Raw genomic sequence first — 19,337 nt, 5'->3', positions numbered from 1 at the left:
ACCCTCGGGCATCCGGGCGGCCCGCACCAGGGTCCTTGGTCCCCAGCGTCGGGTCATTGGGCCCGCGGGTCGACTGATGACCTTTGTCTCTATTGCGCCGTTGTGGCGAAGCAAACGATGAAGGCGACCACCCAAACCGAGGACCAGTTATGGATGTCATCCGCAAAACGGCCGCCGATTGTTCCGTTCCGCCGAACCTCACCGACTACGAGCGCGAGCGCGCCCGGTTCGACTGGTCCGATGTGCCGAATCTGTGCGAAGGCATGGGCCCGGGCCTGTGCAACATCGCCTACGCGGCCGTCGACCGCCACACGGCGGGGCCGGCCGCGACGCGCACGGCCCTGCGGTTCGTCACCGACCGGCCGTGGGACGGCGTGATCGCCACCCACGACCTCAGTTATGCCGAGCTCGGCCGGCTGTCCCGGCGGTTCTCCAGCGCGCTGCATTCGCTGGGCATCAACAAGGGCAATCGCGTGTTCACCCTGATGGGCCGCACCCCCGAGCTCTACATCGCGATGCTGGGCGCGCTGCGCAACGGCAGCGTGGTCTCGCCGTTGTTCTCGGCCTTCGGACCCGAGCCGATCGCCACCAGGATCAACATCGGGCAGGCCGACGTCCTGGTGACCACCCGCGCGATCTATCAGCGCAAGGTCGCCAAGATCCGCGATCGGCTGCCGTCGCTGCGGCACGTTTTCGTCGTCGACGACGGTCAGGGCGGCGGCGCGCCGCCGGGAACGCTCGACTTCTGGCACTGGGTCGACGCGGCCGACGAGAACTCGCCGATCGAGCCCACCACCGCCGACGACCCGTCGCTGCTGCACTTCACCAGCGGGACCACGGGCACGCCCAAGGGCGCCATCCACGTGCACGGCGCCGTCGCGATGCACTACGTCACCGGCTTGTACGCGCTCGATCTGCACCCCGACGACACCTATTGGTGCACAGCGGATCCCGGTTGGGTGACAGGAACGTCCTACGGCATCATCAGCCCCCTGCTGCACGGGGTCACCTCCATCGTCGACGAGGCGGACTTCGACGCCGAACGGTGGTATCGCATCCTGCAGGACCAGGCCGTGTCCGTGTGGTACACCGCGCCGACCGCCATTCGGATGCTCATCAAGGCAGGACCGGAACTGCCCGCGAAATACCGCTTTCCGTGGCTTCGCTTCGTCGCCAGCGTGGGCGAACCCCTCAACCCGGAAGCGGTCTGGTGGGGAAAGCGGGTGCTGGGCTTGCCGATTCACGACAACTGGTGGCAGACCGAGACGGGCGGGATCATGATCGCCAACACGCCGGCGTTCGACATCAAGCCAGGCTCGATGGGCCGCCCGCTGCCAGGGGTGGAGGCCTTCGTCGTGCGCCGCGGCGACGACGGGTCCGTCGAGGTGATCGACGAGCCCGACGTAGAGGGCGAGCTCGCGCTCAAGCCCGGCTGGCCGTCGATGTTCCGCGGTTACCTGAACGCCGAAGAGCGATACCGCAACTCGTTCGCGAACGGCCTGTACCTGAGCGGAGATCTGGCCAAGAAGGACGCCGACGGCTACTTCTGGTTCGTCGGGCGCGCCGACGACGTGATCAAGTCCGCGGGACACCTGATCGGGCCGTTCGAAGTGGAGAGCGCGCTGACCGATCACCCCGCGGTGGCCGAGGCCGCCGTCATCGGCATCCCGGATCCGACCGTCGGTGAGATGGTCAAGGCCTTCGTCACGCTGAAGAACGGTGTGATGGCCGACGAAGACCTCCGACTCGAATTGCTGGGCCACGCCCGCAAGCGGCTCGGGGCGACGGTGGCGCCCAAGGAGATCGAGTTCGCGGATTCGTTGCCGCACACCAGCAGCGGCAAGATCATGCGGCGCCTGCTGAAGGCGCGGGAACTCGGCCTGCCCGAGGGCGACACCTCCACCATCGAACAACATCCGGTCCGCCAGGCCGAAGGAGTGCCGTCATGACTGATACGAAACTGGCCCATGAGCTGTTGTCGGACATGGTGCGGGTGCGGCGCATGGAGGAAAAGTGCGCGGAACTGTACAGCGCGGCCAAGATTCGCGGGTTCCTGCATCTCTACGTCGGGGAGGAAGCGGTGGCCGCCGGGTCGCTGCGTGCGCTGGCCGACGATGACGCGGTGGTGGCGACCTATCGCGAGCACGCGCACGCGCTGCTGCGCGGCATTCCGATGACCTCGATCATGGCCGAGATGTTCGGCAAGCAGGAGGGCTGCTCGCGCGGCCGCGGCGGATCGATGCACCTGTTCGACGCGTCCAAGCGGTTCTACGGCGGAAACGCGATCGTCGCGGGCGGCCTGCCGCTGGCGGTGGGCATCGCCCTGGCCGACGCCATGCTGCAGCAGAAGCGGGTGACCGCCTGCTACTTCGGCGACGGCGCGGTGGCCGAGGGCGCGTTCCACGAGTCACTGAACATGGCGGCGTTGTGGAACCTGCCGGTGCTGTTCTGTTGCGAGAACAACCTTTACGCGATGGGAACCGCGTTGGATCGCGCGCAGTCGCAGACCGATCTCACGGTCAAGGCGGCCGCCTATCGGGTGCCCACGCTGGCCGTCGACGGGATGGACGTCGAGGCGTGCCACACCGCTGCGCAGGAGGGCGTCGATCACGTCCGGGACACCGGAGGCCCGTTCTTCATCGAATTCCGCACCTACCGGTTCCGCGCACACTCGATGTTCGACCCCGAACTGTACCGGGACAAGGGCGAAGTCGAACGGTGGCGCGAGCGCGACCCGATCCAGGCGTTCACCGAGAAGTGCGTGGGCGACGGCACGCTTTCCGACGCCGACGTGCAAGACATCGAGGATGCGGCCGCCGCCGAGATCGAGGCCGCCGTCGCGTTCGCCGAGGCCGGAACGTGGGAGGACGTGGCGGATCTCGAACGCGACGTGCTGACGCCGGGGACGGCGCGATGAAGACCAGCTACCGCACCGCGGTGCACGACGCCATGCGCGACGCGCTGCGTGACGACGAGCGCGTGGTGGTGATGGGGGAAGACGTCGGACGCTACGGCGGAACGTATGCGGCCTCCAAGGGCCTGCTGGACGAATTCGGTCCCGACCGCGTGCGGGACACCCCGCTGTCGGAGTTGGGGTTCGTCGGCATCGGGATCGGCGCGGCGCTCAACGGGTTACGTCCGATCGTCGAAGTCATGACGGTGAACTTCAGCCTGCTGGCGCTCGACCAGATCGTCAACACCGCTGCGGCCCTGCGCCATATGTCCGGTGGGCAGTTCTCCGTGCCGATCGTGGTGCGCATGGCGACGGGCGCCGGGCGCCAACTCGGCGCGCAGCATTCGCACAGCCTCGAACCGTGGTATGCCCACATCCCGGGCATCAAGGTGTTGGCGCCGGCCACCGTCGAGGACGCGTACGGCATGCTGGCGCCCGCCCTGGCCGACCCCGACCCGGTGGTGATCTTCGAGCACGTCCAGCTCTATAACACCTCGACCGACGTCGACACTCTGACCCCGACCGACATCTCGCGGGCGGCGGTCCGCCGCGCGGGCGGCGACGTCACCCTGATCACCTACGGCGGCAGCCTGCCGAAGACGCTGGACGCCGCCAACGAGCTGTCGCTGGCCGGAATCGACTGCGAGGTAATCGATCTGCGCGTGCTCCGACCGCTCGACGAGGACACCATCCTGGACTCCGTCCGCAAGACCCATCGGGCGGTCGTGGTCGACGAGGCCTGGCATACCGGCAGCCTGGCCGCGGAGATCACCGCGCGCGTGATGGAGGGCGCCTTCTACGATCTGGACGCGCCGGTGGCGCGGGTGTGCAGCGCCGAAGTGCCCATGCCCTACGCCAAGCACCTGGAAGAGGCCGCGCTCCCCCAAACCCCGAAGATCGTTGCCGCCGTGCAGAGTCTGTTCGGAGACGGGTCGTGATCGAATTCAAGATGCCCTCGCTCGGCTCCGACATGGACGAAGGCACCCTCAACGAGTGGCTGGTCAAGCCCGGCGACAAGGTGACCCGCGGCCAGGTCGTCGCGATCGTCGAGACCACCAAGGCCGCGGTCGAAGTCGAATGCTGGCAGGAGGGCATCGTCGACGAGCTCGTGGTGCCGGTGGGCGAAACCGTCCAGGTGGGAACCACATTGGCAACCCTGACGGCGCCCGGCGAGCAGGCCGAGAAGCGACCCACGCCCCGGCCGGCGCCGAAGGCGGCCGCCAAGCCGGCGACCGCCCCGCCGTCGGCGCCGTCGACGCCCCGGACCCCCCCGACCGCCCCCGGGCGGCGCCGCTGGGTGTCCCCGGCGGCGCGGCGGCTGGCCCAGTCGCTGGCCGTCGACATCGACGCGGTGACCGGCACCGGCCCGCAGGGCGCGGTCACCATCAACGACGTGGAGCACGCGGCAGCGGCCAAGCCGGCCGCGCCCAAGCCCGTCGCGCAGCCAGGAACCAAACCCACGGCGGCCGACCGCGCCACGCAGATGCGCAAGTCGATCGCCGCGGCGATGAGCCGGTCGAAGCGCGAGATCCCGCACTACTACCTCGCCGAGGAAATCCGGCTGGAAAAGTCGTTGTCCTGGTTGACAACCCGTAACGCGCAGCGATCCATCGACGAGCGGGTGCTGCCGGCCGTGCTGCTGCTGAAGGCCGTCGGAGTCGCCGCGCAGCGGTTCGGTGAGTTCAACGGCTTCTGGCGTGAAGACGGATTCGAACCCGCCAACGGTGTGCACGTCGGTGTCGGGATATCCCTGCGGGGCGGCGGGCTGGTCGCGCCGGCGATCCACGACGTGCCGGAGAAGAAGCTGGACGAATTGATGGACGACCTCACCGATTTGGTGGCGCGGGCGCGGTCCTTCTCGTTGCGGAGTTCGGAGATGTCGGACCCGACCATCACCGTCACCAACCTCGGTGACCAGGGCGTCGATGCGGTCTTCGGCGTCATCTACCCGCCGCAGGTCGCGATCGTCGGCTTCGGCCAGCCGGCCGAGCGCGTCTGCGTCATCGACGGCGGGATCCGCGTCGTCACCACCGTGCAGGCCACCCTGGCCGCCGACCACCGGGCCAGCGACGGGCACCGGGGTGCGCTCTTCCTCGCCGCAATCAACGAGCTGCTCCAGCAGCCCGACCTCCTAGAAAAGTGATGCGCAATGACCAATGAAGACACCCGCGCGGTGGTGCTGTCCGTGCTGACCTCCATCGCCCCCGAAATCGATCCCGACGACATCGCCGACGACGTCCTGCTGCGCGACCAGGTCGACCTGGATTCCATGGACTGGCTGAGCTTTCTGCGTGGGATCCACCGGAAACTGCATGTCGACATCCCGGAATCGGACTACGCGTCGCTGCGGACGCTGGCCGATGTGGTCGGCTACGTGGAAGCCAACGCGTCCAAGGTTTGAGCCGAAAATCGCACAGGGGGTTGACATGAGGGGCAGGACGCCCGACATCGGCGTGCTCGAAAACGCGGTGCTGCTGGCCTGCCGTGCCCCGTCGGTGCACAACAGCCAGCCGTGGCGCTGGGTGGCCGAGGACGGCGTGCTCCGCCTGTTCGCGGAGCGGCACCGCGCGATATCCGCCACCGACGACTCCGGGCGAGAGGTGATCCTGTCCTGCGGCGCCGTCCTGGACCACCTGTGCGTCGCCATGACCGCCGCCGGCTGGGCGCCGAAGGTCGAGCGGTTTGCGGACCCGGACGACCCCGACCAGCTGGCCACGGTCACCTTCAGCCCGCTGGAGGACATCACCGAGGCGCAGCGCCGCCGCGCCGAGGCCATCCTGCAGCGCCGCAGCGACCGGCTCCCGTTGGGACGCCCGACGTATTGGGAGCTGTTGGAGCCCACGCTGCGCGCCGCCTTCGACGGCGGCCTGGTCACCCTGGATGTGCTCGCCGACGACGTGCGCCCGTTGTTGGTGGAGGCGTCGCGGCTCACCGAGGAGCTTCGCCGCGAGGATGTCTATTACCACGCCGAACTCGACTGGTGGACTTCGTCTTTCGCACTGGCGGAGGGGATACCGCCGACCGCCCTGGCGTCCGACAAGGAGAGCTGGCGGGTAGACGTGGCGCGCAGCTTCCCGATCAGGAGCCACGCCGACCGGCGCGGCGACATCAACGTCGATTGGGCGAAAATCCTTGTGCTGTCGACCCCCGACGACACCAGGCTGGACGTGTTGCGGTGTGGCGAAGTGCTGTCGACGGTGTTGCTGGAATGCACGGCGGCCGGAATGGCGACGTGCCCGCTCACGCACCTGATCGAGCTCGACGAAAGCCGCGACATCGTGCGCGAACTCATCGGCCGGCGCGGCGAGCCGCAAGTGCTGATCCGTGCGGGGATCGCCCCGCCGGCGGAACTACTGCCGGCGGCGACTCCCCGGCGCCCGCTGGCGGATGTGCTGCAGATCCGCTAGCCAAAGCCTTTGGTCCCCGGGCCGCGGGACCTTCGGCCGACGCTGTCGGCCGGCCGCCGCAATACCATCGACGGGAGCGCTGCCGATGAAGGGGATGACTGATGTCGCTGATCGATGATGGGGTTTCCATCCTGCCGGTGAACGAATGCTGGGACCTGATGGCGGGCGTGACGCTGGGCCGCCTGGTCACCAGTGTGGCCGGGCAGCCCGAGATCTTTCCGGTCAACTACGCCGTCCAGCGCCACACCGTGCTGTTTCGCACCGCGGAGGGCACCAAGCTGGTCAGCACCGCGATCAACAACCGGGTGCTGTTCGAGGTCGACGACCACAATGTCGCCGAAGGCTGGAGCGTGATCATCAAGGGCGTCGCGCGCTCCCTGCGCACCAACGAGGACATCGAGGAAGCCGAACGCGCGCAGGTGCTGCCCTGGACGCCGTCGGAGAAATCGCACTACGTGCGGATCATTCCCGAGATAGTCACGGGGCGCCGGTTCCGGTTCGGCGCGCCGGAGGACTGACCCACCGCTAACGCACGACGAGCACGGAGCATTCGGGGTGCCGAAACAACGGATGCCCCTGTGGCCCGACCAACCGCGCGAGTTGGCCGGCCTCGTCGCCGCCGATGACGGCGAGCTGGACTCGCTCGTTGTTGGAGTTCAGGTAGCTGGCGATGGCGTGCTTCGTGGCGATCGGGTAGACGCGCACCTCCGGATAGGGCTGTCGCCACTGCGCTATCCGGCGCTCGAACTTCCCGTCGGCATATTCGGTCAGTTCCTCGGGCCGACCGCCGAGGATCAGCATGGGAGCCCTGCGCAACTTCGCCTCCGCCGCAGCGCAATTCACGACGTCGTCGTTTCCGGGGGTGTCGGTCATCCGGACGATGACCCAATTGATGTCCGGCGGCGGCAGCTCGGAGCCGGTCCGCAACACCACCACCGGACAATGGGCCTTCTCCGCGAGCTCGGTGGCCGTCGAACCGACGATGGAGCGCGCGTAGCGTCCGATGCCCACGCAGCCCACGCAGATCATTGCGGCCTGAGAGGACGCCTCGATCAGCACGGAGGCGGCGGGACCCCTTGGCACGTCGGTTTCCACCTCGACACACTTGCCGGTGGCCGCCACCGCCGCCGCGACTTCCCGCAGCGACTTCTCGGCGTGCGCGAGATCGCGTTCGTAGTCTTCGGGAGACTCGTGCGTCGGCTTGACAACGGAGATGAGACGCAGGGGTGCGCCGCGGGTGATCGCCTCGTCGACGGCCCATAGCGCGGCCGCGATCGCCGCCGACGAACCGTCGATCCCCACCACGATTGGTTTCACCGTCCGGGCCTCCCTTCGTTCCTTGTCGCGCGGGCCGGCGGCCCACACGCGCCAAAGACCAGAACTGTCAACTTGTTTCGACCGAGGAGCGGACCGGCTCCAGCAGGGTGAGTCGCTCCGCCCGCCGCTTGATCGCGAGCAACAGCGCGCGCGTCCCGAGCGCGATCAGCGGCCTGGCCAGTTCGAGGACGAACACCTCGCCCGGGTAGCGCAACGCGATCCGGGCACGCGCCAGCAGTCGGACGCGGTCCTCCCAGTGCGGCTGCACATGCAATGACAGGACCACATTCCAGTGCGGATCGGACCGCATGGCATGGAGCACGACGTACTTTTGGGGCACTATTTCCGCGACCCGCAACGTCAGCCCCTCGGGGAGCCCCAGCCAGCCCTCGGGGGCCAGGCGGACGGCATCCCCCACCCGCAGGGTCTCGCTATCACTATGCTCGACAGGGCTTTTCATCCCGTCGTTGCCGTGCCGCTCACCCCGATCCAGGCCCAACCGCAGTAACCAGGACCAGACGACGGGCGTGGTCGCGTCGATGTCGACCGCTTCGGTGGTCTGCACCGCCGGATCTCCCACCAGGGTGTCGCCCGGAAAGCGCAGCTGCGACTCGGCCTTGGTGGCGCCCCAGTTGCGGTAATACCTGCGCGCGCCGTAGAGAACGGCGAGCAGCGCGGTGGTCCGGGCGATCCGCTTCGTCGTGTTGGCCATGGCGCCAGTGTGCGCGGGCCGCCCGACCCCTGCGAGGGTCCTTGGTCCCCGGTGCGCGCGCCGATGTGCCCTGCGCGCTAGCCGGCCGGGGTGATCAGGCCGTAATGCCCGTCGTAGCGGTGGTATAGCACGCTGGCGCAACCGTGGTCGGCATCGATGAAGAACAGGAACGGCAGGCCGAGCAGGGCAAGCCGGTCGGCGGCCCCGTCCTCGGTGAGGCACGGCAGCGGTTGTGCGCTGACGGTCACGGGCAGCGCGTGCTCGCTCACCCGGTCGGCGAGCTCCGGGGCCGCCAACGCAAGGCGGTAGCCCGTCGTCCCGGCGCGATACAGCACGCCGGCGATGCCCGTCCCTTTCTCGGTGAACAGGTGAAAGTCGTAGTCGAGCGAGTTCATTTCGTGGGCGGCGTCGTCGAGGGTGCACGCCGCCATCGTGAACGACTTACGGCGGATGACGCGGCGCTGGTCTGCCGGCCGGGGGAAGTAATTCGGCCGGTGCGCCGACTCGGAATCGTGCCGCCATTCGTCGTGGCCGGGCGCCGGCCGCTCGCCGCGGCGGGCCTCCCAGTGTGCGGCCGTGCGTTCCAGCCGGCGCCGCAACCGCGCCGCGAGAAGGTCGACCGCTTCGTGCGCCGTGCCGGCCTGGACCTGGGCGCGGACCAGCCGTCCGTCGACATCGAGATTGGCCTGCGCGACGACGGGCCGTTGCACCGCCGGATCGCGATGCCTGGTCAGCCGGACGCGGGCGTGCAGCACCGGTCGGCTCGCGAACCGCGCGAGCTCACCGATCTTGCCGCGCGCGTATTCCGCGACCGAGGGCGGCTCGTCACGCAGGGTGACCTGGACGTCGACATGCTGTGCCGATTCAGTCGTTTCAGACATGCCTAAAGTGCTACTCACCGAACCGGTTGCGAGACAGGGCCGAAGGTCACCGGACCGGGATGTCGTCGGCGGTCGTGCAGCCAGAACGAACGGAGGTCCTCACCGGTCGTGACTTCGGTCCCTATCGAGCCGCCCGGCGAGCTACTGAAATAGGGTTGTGACTGCGACAATGCCCGCAACCCAGCGACGCGGAAATGCATCCATCGTCGGCGCGGAAGTGATCGTGCTCGAGTCGCATCCGGCGTGGATTTCGGTGCGGCGATACGAAGCCGAGCTGCTCGAGTCGATGAGCCGGCATCCGTCGTCGATGGCCCGGCCGTGACTCGTCCGACGGCCGCCCGGCGGTTGCTGGCGCTGGCGGCGACCGCCCTCACGCTGTGGGCCGGCGCGCCGGGTATGGCGGCCGCCGACAGCGGGCGCCCGCAAGCCAAGCCCGAGGAACGCGCGGCGGCGCTGATCCGGCCGTCCATCATGTATCTCGCCGGCGAGGGCTACGGCTTGGTCCGGTTGCCCAGCGGTGAGGTCCTGTCCCAATTCGGGCGGGGCTCCAGCATGCCGTTCCTGGCCACCTGGAACTGCACGGCCTTCGTCGTGAACCCCGACGGGTGGGTGGCCACGGCGGGTCACTGCGTCGACCCGGCGAGCGCCACGGAACTGATCCTCAAGCGGGCCGCCACCGAATACCGAAGCGAGTTTCCGGACGCACCCGAGTCGAGCGATCCGGCAACCACTTTGGATTGGCTGGGCAAGAACGCGCGGGTCGAGGGCGATTCGCCCGGCCAGGGTCCCCACGTCAGCGTCGCGCTGATGTCCGGCACGGGAACGAAACTCGCGGACAAGATGGTCGCCAACATCGTCGATTTCCGGCCCCTCGGAAAGGGCGACGCCGCGCTGCTCAAGGTCGCCAAGCGCAACCTGCCGTCGTCCGAACTGGCCACCGACGCCGAGGTCACCATCGGGACGCCCGTTCTCACCGTCGGCTACCCGGAGAGCACCCAAAACGTCACCGGCCCGTCGCTGGATCCCACCTACAAGAGCGGCAAGGTCAGCAAGAAGTCCATCGCCGGGTCGAACCCCGCCTACGAGATCGACGCCGCGATGACCGAGGGCATGAGCGGGGGGCCGGCGATCGGGCTGAACGGAAAGGTGGTCGGCCTGAACAGCTTCGCCCCCGCCGGCGAATCCCAGCCCTTCAACTTCATCGCGCCGGCCGACGGCGTGGCGGCGATATTGGCCGCCAAGGGCGTCAAGCCGATGCTGGGACCCGCCGACCGGTTTTATCGCAAGGGGCTCGCCGACTTCTATGCGGGTCACTACACCGATGCGATCGGCGAGTTCGACCAGACGCTGGCGATGTCGCCCGGCTATCCCGGGCTGGACGATCTGAAGACGACCGCGGTCAATCTGCGCCAGCAGTACGGGGACGCCTCGTCGCTGAGCGGGAAGAATCTGTTGGCCTACATCGTGATCAGCGTGGCCTCGGTGATCGCCCTGGGCGCCGGACTGACCTTCTTGGGGCTTCGGCTGCGGCGGACGCGCGGTCCGGCACCCGAGGTAGCGCCGCTTCGCCTGATGCCCCGTGAATCGGGCGCCGACGAGCCGCACTTCTGCGCGCATTGCGGGGCCGAACATCATCCGAGCGAACGGTTCTGCCCGAATTGCGGCAAGCGCATCGAGGTTCCGGCGGCGGCGCGGGGCACGGGGTTGATCTCTTGACCGATGACGCGCCGCGATGAGCGGGGAACTCTCCACGAGATTGGCGACCCCGTTCGACGACGCGGTGGCCCGGACCCGAGAGGCGCTCTCGCGCAGCGGCTTTGGCGTGGTCACCGAGATCGACGTCAGGGCGAAGCTGCGAGCCCTGCTCGGCGTGGAGATGGAGGACTACCTCATTCTGGGGGCATGCGATCCGGCGCTGGCGTATCGGGCGATCAGCGTGGATCGCGAGATCGGACTGCTGCTGCCGTGCAACATGCTGGTGCGCACCGACCCGGGCGACCCGGGCACGGTGATCGTCGAGGCGATGGATCCCGGACTGCTGGTCGAGGTGACCGGCGAGCCGGCGCTCATCAGCATCGCGGCCGAGGTCACCGAGAACCTGCGTGCCGCGATTGCGTCGCTGACCGAAAGCGATTGATCTCGGCGGCCACCATGTCGATCACCAGCGGCACGGCGCGCGCGACCGTCGGAGTGAGCCCGTCGCCGTCGCCGGTGTCCGCCGCCTCGACGGCGAAGACCACCACCGCGCCGGGTACCCGCCCGAGCGCCCGAGCCAGCGCGTGGGTGCCGCCGATGTCGACGCTGTGCGAGCTCAGCCCCTCGGGCTGATCGGGCACCTCGTCCAACTGATACCGATGGATGCGACCCGGGTTGGCGGGCGTGGCGATCGCCGCGTCGACGATCACGGCCAGCCCCGCCCCGGTCCAGGCCTCGAGAAGGGCCGTGGGTTCCGCAACATCGCTTGTCACAACGACATTCGGCCACACGAGGTCGCCCAAAGCGGTGGCAACGGCGACACCGACGCCGTCGTCGCGGCGGTAACGGTTGCCGAGCCCGACGACGGCGACCCGTCCAGCGTCGCCGGTCATCCCCGCTCCACCGTCAGCGTCAGGAAGTGCGCCGAACACGAAATGCACGGGTCGTAGCTGCGGATCAGCTGTTCGCACAACCCGGTGAGCGCGGCGTCGTCGAGCGTGAGGTTGCCGGAGACCAGCCGGGCCAGGTCCGCCTCGATGGCCCCCTGATTCTGCGACGTCGGCGGAATCATCGTCGCGGCCGACACCAGCCCGTCCTCGTCGATCCGGTATCGGTGGTACAGCAGGCCGCGGGGGGCCTCGCTGACCCCGTGGCCGACGCCGGCGCGAGCGGGGACGGGAACGAACGGGCGCGACGGGCGCTGGTATTCATCGATGATGCGCAGCGCCTCTTCGAGCGCGTAGACGACTTCGACGGCGCGCACGACGATGCTGCGGAACGGGTTTCGGCATTCGCCCGCCAGCCCGGCGCCGGCCGCCGCCTGAGCGGCGATCGGAGACAGCGCCCGCGCGTTCAGCGAGTACCGCGCCAGCGGACCGGTCAGGTAGCGACCGCCGTCGAGCGTGGCGTGCAGGGCGGTGGAGTGCGGCAGCTGTGATTCCGCGACGTGGTCGGTGAACTCGGCCACGCCGAACGCCGGACCGGCGCTGCGCGCGATGACACCGTTCTCGATCGGATACCGGCCCGCCGCCGCGAGCGCCAGGAACTCGTGGTCGAGCTCGAGATCGGGGAATTCGAATCCGGACACCCACTCGACCGTCGCCACGGCGTCGTCCAGCGCGCGACGCAACAGCTCTTGGAGCGGGGCGAATTCGGAGCGCATTGGGACGGAATAGAATCCACCCAGGCGCACGTTGACGGGGTGGATCGCCCGGCCGCCGACGAATTCCATCAGCCGGTTGCCCGCCTTCTTCAGCGCCAGCCCCCGCTCGACGACCTCCCGGTGGTCGCGCGCCATGCCGACGATGTCGTCGTAGCCGAGAAAGTCCGGCGCGTGCAGCAGGTAGATGTGCAGGGCGTGACTGTTGATCCACTCGCCACAGTAGAGCAACCGCCGCAGCGCGACGAGCTCCTCGTCCACCTGAACCCCGCAGGCGTCCTCGATGGCATTGCAGGAGCTGACCTGATAGGCGACCGGGCAGATGCCGCAGACGCGCGCCGTCAGGTCGGGCGGTTCGGTGTGGGCGCGCCCGCGCAGGAACGCTTCGAAAAACCGTGGTGGCTCATAGATGTTGAGCTGCACGCTGCGCAGTTCCCCGTCCCGCAGGGTGACGTGGAGCGCGCCCTCCCCCTCGACGCGGGTCAACGCGCCCACGCTCAGGGTGCGCTCTGAGGAGTTCACTGCTCGCTCCGTTCGGCGGCGAAGGTGGCGACGTTGAAGGTCGAGAACACTCGGTCGACGTCTCCGTCGGACATGCCGTCGCGGCGCAGCAACGGAATCAACGTCGCGGTCCGCGGGGCCGCCGACGGGCCGAAGCAGCCGTAACAACCCCGGTGATGGCTGGGGCACAGCGCCCCGCAACCGGCGTGGGTTACCGGGCCCAGGCACGGAATCCCCTCGGCGACAACGACACACGACACGCCACGGAGCTTGCACTCGGTGCATACCGTCTTGGCCGGCACCCGCGGTTTGCGCCCGATCAGCAGGGCCGCCAGCGTGTCGAGCAGCTGACCCCGGTCGATCGGGCAGCCCGGCAATTGGTAGTCCACCTTGACGTGCGCGGACGCGGGCGTCGACGTCGCAAGCGTGTCAACGTATTCCGGCTTGGCGTAGACCACGGAGGCGAACTCGGCGATGTCGGCGAAGTTGCGCAGCGCCTGCACTCCGCCGGCCGTCGCGCACGCCCCGATGGTGACCAGCACCTTCGATTGCTGCCGAATTTCCTGGATGCGTTGCTCGTCGTGCCGAGTGGTGACCGAGCCCTCGACCAGCGACACATCGTAGGGCCCGGCGACGACCGCGCTGGAGGCCTCGGCGAAGTTGGCGATCTGCACCTGGTCGGCGAGGGTGAGCAGCTCGTCCTCGCAGTCCAGCAGGGTCAGCTGGCAACCGTCGCACGAGGCGAACTTCCACACGGCCAGGGTCGGTCGGCTCATCAAAGCTCCTTCACCCGTAGCAGGGGACCGGCCACGTCGAAGCCGACCACCGGGCCGTCGCGGCACACCAGCAGCGGTCCCAGCTGGCAGTGACCGCATATCCCCACCCCGCACTGCATATTACGCTCCAATGACACCCGGATATCCTGCGGCGCAATGCCTTTCGCGAGCAGAGTTTCCGCGCCGAACCGCAACATCGGCTCCGGGCCGCAGAGGAACGCGGTGGTGCGATCGGGTTCCAGGGCGAGCCGCCCCAGCGGCTCGGTGACCATGCCGACCTCGCCGTGCCAGCCCGGCGTCTTGGCGTCGACGATCAGGTGCAAATCGATCTGCGGGTCGTGCGCCCACTTTTCGAGCTGAGCGGCGAAGACGAGGTCGGCCTGCGACCGAGCGCCCACCACCAGCGTCAGCTTGCCGTAGCGGGAGCGCTCGGCCAGCGCTCCGAGTATCGCCGGACGCAGCGGGCACAGGCCCACGCCCCCCGCGACCATCACCAAATCCCGTCCCTCGGCCTCGGCGAGCCCCCAGGTGGTGCCGAAGGGGCCGCGGACGCCGATGATGCTTCCCGGCTGGGCGTCGTGCAGCGCCCGGCTCACCGCGCCGACCGCACGGATCGTGTGGGTGATCGATCCGTCGGTGACGGTGGGATCGCCGCTGATGGAGATCGCCGCCTCGCCGACACCGAATGCGTAGAGCATCATGAACTCTCCGGGTTGCGGAGCGCGCAGCACCTGGCCGAGCGGTTCCAGGCACAGGGTCGCGGAGTCGGGGCTTTCGACGATTCGGCTGCGCACCCGGTACGGGTTCGGCGCCATCACCGCCGTGTCCGCCACGTCAATCATCGCGGGCCATCTTGTTCATTTCCTCGGTGATGTCGATCCCGGTGGGACACCAGGCGATACAGCGCCCACAGCCGACGCACCCGGACATGTCGAACTGGTCGTGCCAGGTGCCCAGTTTGTGGGTGATCCAATGCCGATACCGCGAGGCGCCGGACTGGCGGACGCTGCCGCCGCCGTGGATGTAGGTGAAGTCGGGCTCGAAGCAGGACGACCAGTGCTGCCAGCGCTCGGCATGCTCACCGGTGAGATCGCTGACGTCTTCGGTGCTGGTGCAGAAGCAGGTTGGGCACACCATGGTGCAGTTGCCACAGGTCAGGCAGCGGCTGGCGACCTCGTCCCACTGCGGTGACTCCCGCGAACGGACCAGCAAGTCGCGCAGATTCACCTCGGGCATCTGGCGGCCCATGCGCTGCGACGCCGCCTGCACCGCGGCACGCGCGGCGCCGATCTCCGCGTCGTCAGCTGCCCGGTGCGCGACGGCGGCGACCACGTCGGCGCCGTCTTCGGTGCCCACCTCGACCAGGTAGGTCACGCCGCCGTTCTCGACCCGCTCGGTCAGCGCCAAGTCGTATCCCGGTCCGGCCGCGGGGCCGGTACCCATCGAGGCGCAGAAGCACAGCCCGCCGGGTTCGGTGCAGTTGACCGCGATCACGAAAATCTGCCGATGCCGGCGGACGAAGGAGTTGTCGGGGTACTGGCCGCGGCCAAGGACCCGGTCGAGCGTCGCGATCGCCGCCAAGTCGCACCCACGCACCCCGAGGAACGCGTACCGCGGCACCTCCTCGTCCGATTCGGATTCGGTGAAGCCGTCGCGGCTGCCGGACCACAGCCGCCGCCGTGGCGGGTGCAGGAACTGCTTCCACGACTGGGGTCCGGACGAGTGCCCGAACGCCGCGTCGTCGTCGCGCGCGCGCACCCGATAGTGCCCGGGAGCCACGTCGACGCCCCACCCGCGCGGCAGGTCGTCGGCCGACTGCAGTTGATCGAGCACGATCGCGTTGTCCCGCAACGTCGGGCCGATGACGCGGTACCCGCGCTCGATCAGGACCTCGACCAAACGCTGCAGCCCGGCGATGCCGAAGGTTGCGGCACCGGACTGCCCGCCGTTTCCGCTCATGGTTTACGAAGCCTCGGCGAGGAGTTCGATGTCGCGCTCCCACAGGGCATCACGCGCGCGATCCAGCCGGGACCGGACGACCGCCACCAGTGCCGCCATCGCCATCGTCACGCCCAGCGCGGCCACCACCGCCACGCCGACCGCCTCGGCGGCGGCGAGCCACGTCGGGGGCGGCGGCACCACCGGATTGCCGTCGCCGTCCACCCAGATGTCGACGGTTCCGCCGGCCTGGACGCGCTCGGACAGTTCCAGCGTCCCGCCGCGCTCCCCGTTGGGGCCCGGCCACTTCGCCTGTGCGACAGTCACACCGAAGTCCTCGGCGCGCGCCTCGTCGACGGTCGCCACGACGCGGTGCCGTTCGCGCGCCTCTTGGGTGTACACCTTGTCCCGCGCGCCATAGGTCGTCGCGCCGATCACACCGGCGACGGGGACGCCGAGCAGCGACACGACGATCGCGACCAGCACGACCATCGCCTCGATGCGGTCGGAGCGGCGCAGCAACGGGTTACGGCCGAAGACGCGGGCCACCCGCCAGCACCGAGGGTCCAGTGTGAACGCCTCCATCACGTATCCCTCCACGCCGCAATCGTTTCGGTGAGTTCGCCGGGTCAGTGCGCGGCCTGGTGTTCGTATTCGGTCATCCACTCGACGAACTCGGAGAGCTCGCGCCGCGGCGTCGCGGGCAACGGGTCCGCGTTGATCGGCGCCCAGCCCACCCGTAGCAGCATCTGCGGGTAGTTGCTGTCGCCGAAGATGTCGGATTGGACCGCCGCGCGCGTGTCGGGAACTTCCAGCGGTTCGGTGACCGGGCAGCTGGCCAGCCCCAGGGACGTCGCGGTGAGCAGCACGACGCTGGTCGCCTCGCCGGCGCGCAGCTGGGCCAGGCGGTCGTCGTTGCGGGTGCCCAGGGCGACGACGACGGCGTTGTCCTCGGCCGCCGAGGATTCCGCCGGCATGGGCAGCACCGGCCCGGCGAAGAACCGGCCGGGAATCTTCGCCGTCGGGTCGGGTGCGGGTGTGTTGCGCGCGGGAACGCCGGCCACCGACGCGTAGCGTCCGCTCCAGGCCGTGAGCTCGGCAAGATAGTCCTGGTTCAGGTGATCCTGGACGGATTGAGCGACGATCTTGCGGAGGTTGTCGAGGTCCTCGACCTGGCACAGCGTTACCCCGCTGCGGGCCGCGCGCGCGGCCATCAGGGCCACATCGCCGACCGGCACCGGCCAGGAGCTGTAGTAGCGCCGGTCGGTTCGGCGCCGCGGTATCGCCGCGGCCAGCGCGATGTCCACGGAGTCGGCGCGGTGTGGCGAAAGTTCGATCGCCGCAAGGTGACTGGGGTCGGCGGGGTTTGGGAACCGGGTCACCTTGGACAGCCACCCGACCGCCGCGAGCGCGACGACGCAGTGATGTAGGGCCGCACCGCAACTCAGCATGAGGTCCCGGCCATCGGGGTCGATGTTGGGCAGCTGCCGGCTCTCGTCGGAATACAGGTGCAGGCTCGACGCGTCCACCCGCCACCGCCAGGGTTGCGTGTTGTGCACCGAAGGTGCCCGCGCGGCCAGACTCAGGACGGTCCGGACCGTGCCGGCATCCGGAAAGCGGGTGTTCATGGCGGTCGTTCCCTTCGGTATTGCGTCGTCCATCCACGATGGCCGATTGCCGCCGCCCCCGACGAGGGCACGACGGCACTAGCGCAAAGGACTTTGGGCCAATCGCGCAGCTAGACGTCAGTCGTGCCGCTGGGCATGCGGCGGCTTGGCGTTGGAAGGGCCGTTGGTCACCTGCTTGCGCGACGCCAACGCGCCCGCGATCGACGCGGCCGCGATGGTCAGCAAGGCGCCGAACATCAACGCGGACGCCTCGCCGGCGACGAGGAGGTGTTCCTCGGTGCCAATGGTTGCAGCGGCGACGGGCACACCCAGCTGGGCGGCCGAGAGCACCGCGAGGGTCAGCGGTTGGCCGAGCAGTCGGCCGGCGGCGTGCGCCAGCACGGCCCCCAGGCCCAGGCCCGCGCCGAGCAGGATCAGTTTCGGGTGCGCGCCCAGCTCGCGCACCTGCAGCGAGGCGCCGAGCCAGACGAAGAACAGCGGGCTGAAGAACCCTTCGGTGATGCCGAACAGCTGACGCGCCAACCGTCGTGGTTCGCCGACCATGCCGACCACCAGGCCCACCGCGAACCCCGCCAACATCACGGACACCCGTGTGCTGACGGCGAGCGCGGCCAGCGCGAACAGCACCATGAGGTTGGTCCGCAACTCCAGCGCGAACCGGTGGCTTTCGGAGTAGGCGTGCATGCGCCGGCGCCAGCCCCTGGCGTCGGCTTGGCGCATCACCACGAACAGCACCGCCGCGCAGCCCGCCACCGCGAGCGCGCCCAGCGCGGCGGTGGGCGCGTGATGCAGGTCGATCACCAACGGCAGCAAGACAATACAGGCGGTGTCCGCGACGGCGATCTGGGCGGTGACCGCGACCACCTGCGGCCCCCGCAGCCGCAGGGAATCGATCACCGGCAGCGCCAGCGCCGCCGACGACGACGCCATCAGGACCGCGTACATCGCCGCGTGGCCGGTCCCGAACGCCACCGCCAGCCCGACACCGAGTGCCGCCGCGGCGCCACCGGCCAGCGCCACCCGCCCGAGCGCCCGTGGTAGCGACGAGCGCAGCCCGCCGGCGCGGACCGGGACGTGGGTGCCCACGACGAACATCACCAGCGCGAAGCCCACGTTGGCGAGCAGCTGGAACGTCGGGTTGGTGACGTCGACAAGGTTCAAACCGGTGCGGCCGACGACGAGGCCGGCGAGCAGCTCGCCGATGATCACCGGAATCCGCAACCGCGGCAGCGCGGCCAGCAAGGGGCCGGCCAACCCGATCGCGGTCAGCAGCGCCAGGGTGTGGAAGCCAAACCCCGGCACGTCAGCGGTCCCTGCGCGCCAGCACGAGGACATTCTGCATTCTTCGCGCCGCGGTTCTAGGGATTGATCGTGTTATCCCCGACCTGTCGGCCCCACACGTACTCGATCGCATACGGCGATCCGGTATCGAGGTGGTTGTAGGGCGCGATGCTGTTGCCGGTGTCCATCACCAACTCCGGTGCGGGCCAAAGGTGCCGGGTGATGGGCTGCCAGCAACCCGGGGCACCGCCCGGCCCGCCGCGCGCGTTCACCCGCGGCAGGTTCTCCGGGTAGGTGTACGGGTTCGGCGCTCCGCCGACGACGCCGGCGAGCCCGCCGACCAGGCTGGCGATGGTGGCCACCGCCGACACCGGGTTGGCCAGCAAGCCCAGCCCGGACAGCGCCTCGGTGTTCATGTTCAGCGAGTAGCCGTTGAAACCGCCTTCGGAGGCGCCGGTCAACGGCACCACGTCGTGATAGTTCTTCAGGGTGCAGAAGATCGCCGGGCTGTAGGTGTCCAGCAGCTGCGCGGTGGGCACCAGGTCTTGGGCCCCGCGCGCCAGGTACGGCCCGCCCCGGTTGAAGATG

At 69.1% G+C, this 19,337-nt stretch carries 22 protein-coding genes; 10 read left to right on the top strand and 12 right to left on the bottom strand.

All coding sequences use genetic code 11. From position 1 onward, the window contains the following. Positions 1-149: 149 nt before the first annotated feature. The 7 genes from acsA (at position 150) to WU80_RS07280 (ending at position 6,878) form a co-directional block, all read left to right on the top strand. Complete coding sequence (gene acsA, locus WU80_RS07310) at positions 150-1,949, top strand: acetate--CoA ligase (RefSeq protein ID WP_055402073.1); 1,800 nt, start codon at positions 150-152, stop codon at positions 1,947-1,949. After that, a complete protein-coding gene (pdhA, locus tag WU80_RS07305; RefSeq protein ID WP_055402071.1) occupies positions 1,946-2,917 on the top strand; it encodes a pyruvate dehydrogenase (acetyl-transferring) E1 component subunit alpha in 972 nt (323 codons plus the stop codon). The genes acsA and pdhA overlap by 4 nt, the downstream gene beginning before the upstream one ends. Then, positions 2,914-3,891: an alpha-ketoacid dehydrogenase subunit beta gene (locus WU80_RS07300; protein WP_055402069.1), complete on the top strand. Its 978-nt coding sequence runs from the start codon at positions 2,914-2,916 to the stop codon at positions 3,889-3,891. Before pdhA ends, WU80_RS07300 begins: the two co-directional genes overlap by 4 nt. Beyond that, positions 3,888-5,096, top strand: a complete 1,209-nt coding sequence (locus tag WU80_RS07295; protein WP_055402067.1) for a dihydrolipoamide acetyltransferase family protein — start codon at positions 3,888-3,890, stop codon at positions 5,094-5,096. The genes WU80_RS07300 and WU80_RS07295 overlap by 4 nt, the downstream gene beginning before the upstream one ends. Positions 5,097-5,102: 6 nt before the next feature. After that, a complete protein-coding gene (locus WU80_RS07290) occupies positions 5,103-5,354 on the top strand; it encodes an acyl carrier protein (RefSeq protein WP_055402065.1) in 252 nt (83 codons plus the stop codon). Positions 5,355-5,379: 25 nt separating this feature from the next. Then, a complete protein-coding gene (locus WU80_RS07285) occupies positions 5,380-6,360 on the top strand; it encodes an NAD(P)H nitroreductase (RefSeq protein ID WP_082459808.1) in 981 nt (326 codons plus the stop codon). 101 nt (positions 6,361-6,461) lie between these two features. Next, the gene (locus WU80_RS07280; RefSeq protein ID WP_055402063.1) at positions 6,462-6,878 is read left to right on the top strand and encodes a pyridoxamine 5'-phosphate oxidase family protein; all 417 of its coding nucleotides are present in this window, start codon (positions 6,462-6,464) and stop codon (positions 6,876-6,878) included. A gap of 7 nt (positions 6,879-6,885) precedes the next feature. On the opposite strand, the gene WU80_RS07275 is transcribed toward WU80_RS07280, so the two are convergent. The 3 genes from WU80_RS07275 to WU80_RS07265 form a co-directional block, all read right to left on the bottom strand. Next, a complete protein-coding gene (locus WU80_RS07275) occupies positions 6,886-7,677 on the bottom strand; it encodes a universal stress protein (protein ID WP_055402124.1) in 792 nt (263 codons plus the stop codon). Between the two features lie 67 nt (positions 7,678-7,744). Further along, a complete protein-coding gene (locus tag WU80_RS07270) occupies positions 7,745-8,389 on the bottom strand; it encodes a hypothetical protein (RefSeq protein WP_055402061.1) in 645 nt (214 codons plus the stop codon). 77 nt (positions 8,390-8,466) lie between these two features. Then, entirely contained in the window at positions 8,467-9,270 is an 804-nt protein-coding gene (locus WU80_RS07265; RefSeq protein ID WP_055402059.1) for an HPF/RaiA family ribosome-associated protein, read from the bottom strand. A gap of 157 nt (positions 9,271-9,427) precedes the next feature. Between WU80_RS07265 and WU80_RS25785 the strand changes: the two genes are divergently transcribed. The 3 genes from WU80_RS25785 to WU80_RS07255 are packed head-to-tail and all read left to right on the top strand — an operon-like array spanning position 9,428 to position 11,407. Beyond that, positions 9,428-9,592, top strand: coding sequence for a hypothetical protein (locus tag WU80_RS25785; RefSeq protein WP_156349493.1), 165 nt, complete (start codon positions 9,428-9,430; stop codon positions 9,590-9,592). Beyond that, the gene (locus tag WU80_RS07260) at positions 9,589-10,986 is read left to right on the top strand and encodes a trypsin-like peptidase domain-containing protein (RefSeq protein WP_055402056.1); all 1,398 of its coding nucleotides are present in this window, start codon (positions 9,589-9,591) and stop codon (positions 10,984-10,986) included. Before WU80_RS25785 ends, WU80_RS07260 begins: the two co-directional genes overlap by 4 nt. A gap of 16 nt (positions 10,987-11,002) precedes the next feature. Further along, the gene (locus WU80_RS07255) at positions 11,003-11,407 is read left to right on the top strand and encodes a DUF302 domain-containing protein (protein WP_055402054.1); all 405 of its coding nucleotides are present in this window, start codon (positions 11,003-11,005) and stop codon (positions 11,405-11,407) included. Here WU80_RS07255 and WU80_RS07250 read toward each other — a convergent pair. The 9 genes from WU80_RS07250 to WU80_RS07210 form a co-directional block, all read right to left on the bottom strand. Further along, positions 11,358-11,858, bottom strand: a complete 501-nt coding sequence (locus WU80_RS07250) for a hydrogenase maturation protease (protein WP_055402052.1) — start codon at positions 11,856-11,858, stop codon at positions 11,358-11,360. The genes WU80_RS07255 and WU80_RS07250 overlap by 50 nt on opposite strands. Further along, entirely contained in the window at positions 11,855-13,147 is a 1,293-nt protein-coding gene (locus tag WU80_RS07245) for a Ni/Fe hydrogenase subunit alpha (protein ID WP_055402050.1), read from the bottom strand. Before WU80_RS07245 ends, WU80_RS07250 begins: the two co-directional genes overlap by 4 nt. Further along, positions 13,144-13,902, bottom strand: coding sequence for an oxidoreductase (locus WU80_RS07240; RefSeq protein WP_055402122.1), 759 nt, complete (start codon positions 13,900-13,902; stop codon positions 13,144-13,146). Before WU80_RS07240 ends, WU80_RS07245 begins: the two co-directional genes overlap by 4 nt. After that, entirely contained in the window at positions 13,902-14,717 is an 816-nt protein-coding gene (locus WU80_RS07235) for an FAD/NAD(P)-binding protein (protein ID WP_082459810.1), read from the bottom strand. Before WU80_RS07235 ends, WU80_RS07240 begins: the two co-directional genes overlap by 1 nt. Positions 14,718-14,736: 19 nt before the next feature. Beyond that, positions 14,737-15,861, bottom strand: coding sequence for a 4Fe-4S dicluster domain-containing protein (locus WU80_RS07230; RefSeq protein ID WP_055402046.1), 1,125 nt, complete (start codon positions 15,859-15,861; stop codon positions 14,737-14,739). 3 nt (positions 15,862-15,864) lie between these two features. Further along, positions 15,865-16,440, bottom strand: a complete 576-nt coding sequence (locus WU80_RS07225) for a hypothetical protein (protein ID WP_055402044.1) — start codon at positions 16,438-16,440, stop codon at positions 15,865-15,867. Positions 16,441-16,469: 29 nt separating this feature from the next. Further along, positions 16,470-17,468: an NAD(P)H nitroreductase gene (locus WU80_RS07220; RefSeq protein WP_055402120.1), complete on the bottom strand. Its 999-nt coding sequence runs from the start codon at positions 17,466-17,468 to the stop codon at positions 16,470-16,472. A gap of 117 nt (positions 17,469-17,585) precedes the next feature. Beyond that, positions 17,586-18,770, bottom strand: coding sequence for a cation:proton antiporter (locus tag WU80_RS07215; RefSeq protein WP_231633765.1), 1,185 nt, complete (start codon positions 18,768-18,770; stop codon positions 17,586-17,588). A gap of 56 nt (positions 18,771-18,826) precedes the next feature. Continuing rightward, positions 18,827-19,337: MCE family protein (locus tag WU80_RS07210; protein WP_197285985.1), on the bottom strand; the 511-nt coding region annotated here is incomplete at its 5' end.

It is taken from the genome of Mycobacterium sp. UM_11, from assembly GCF_001414075.1.
Lineage (GTDB): Bacteria > Actinomycetota > Actinomycetes > Mycobacteriales > Mycobacteriaceae > Mycobacterium.
This window is presented reverse-complemented; position numbering and strand designations above follow the sequence as displayed.

What these genes read in the sequence shown, in the direction of transcription:
- WU80_RS07255 (WP_055402054.1), top strand. Translation starts at nt 11,003, where the DNA reads ATGAGCGGGGAACTCTCCACGAGATTGGCGACCCCGTTCGACGACGCG.
- WU80_RS07290 (WP_055402065.1), top strand. Translation starts at nt 5,103, where the DNA reads ATGACCAATGAAGACACCCGCGCGGTGGTGCTGTCCGTGCTGACCTCC.
- WU80_RS07280 (WP_055402063.1), top strand. Translation starts at nt 6,462, where the DNA reads ATGTCGCTGATCGATGATGGGGTTTCCATCCTGCCGGTGAACGAATGC.
- WU80_RS07300 (WP_055402069.1), top strand. Translation starts at nt 2,914, where the DNA reads ATGAAGACCAGCTACCGCACCGCGGTGCACGACGCCATGCGCGACGCG.
- pdhA (WP_055402071.1), top strand. Translation starts at nt 1,946, where the DNA reads ATGACTGATACGAAACTGGCCCATGAGCTGTTGTCGGACATGGTGCGG.
- WU80_RS07230 (WP_055402046.1), bottom strand. Translation starts at nt 15,861, where the DNA reads ATGAGCGGAAACGGCGGGCAGTCCGGTGCCGCAACCTTCGGCATCGCC.
- WU80_RS07235 (WP_082459810.1), bottom strand. Translation starts at nt 14,717, where the DNA reads ATGGCGCCGAACCCGTACCGGGTGCGCAGCCGAATCGTCGAAAGCCCC.
- WU80_RS07285 (WP_082459808.1), top strand. Translation starts at nt 5,380, where the DNA reads ATGAGGGGCAGGACGCCCGACATCGGCGTGCTCGAAAACGCGGTGCTG.
- WU80_RS07265 (WP_055402059.1), bottom strand. Translation starts at nt 9,270, where the DNA reads ATGTCTGAAACGACTGAATCGGCACAGCATGTCGACGTCCAGGTCACC.
- WU80_RS07270 (WP_055402061.1), bottom strand. Translation starts at nt 8,389, where the DNA reads ATGGCCAACACGACGAAGCGGATCGCCCGGACCACCGCGCTGCTCGCC.
- WU80_RS07250 (WP_055402052.1), bottom strand. Translation starts at nt 11,858, where the DNA reads ATGACCGGCGACGCTGGACGGGTCGCCGTCGTCGGGCTCGGCAACCGT.
- WU80_RS07240 (WP_055402122.1), bottom strand. Translation starts at nt 13,902, where the DNA reads ATGAGCCGACCGACCCTGGCCGTGTGGAAGTTCGCCTCGTGCGACGGT.
- WU80_RS07220 (WP_055402120.1), bottom strand. Translation starts at nt 17,468, where the DNA reads ATGAACACCCGCTTTCCGGATGCCGGCACGGTCCGGACCGTCCTGAGT.
- acsA (WP_055402073.1), top strand. Translation starts at nt 150, where the DNA reads ATGGATGTCATCCGCAAAACGGCCGCCGATTGTTCCGTTCCGCCGAAC.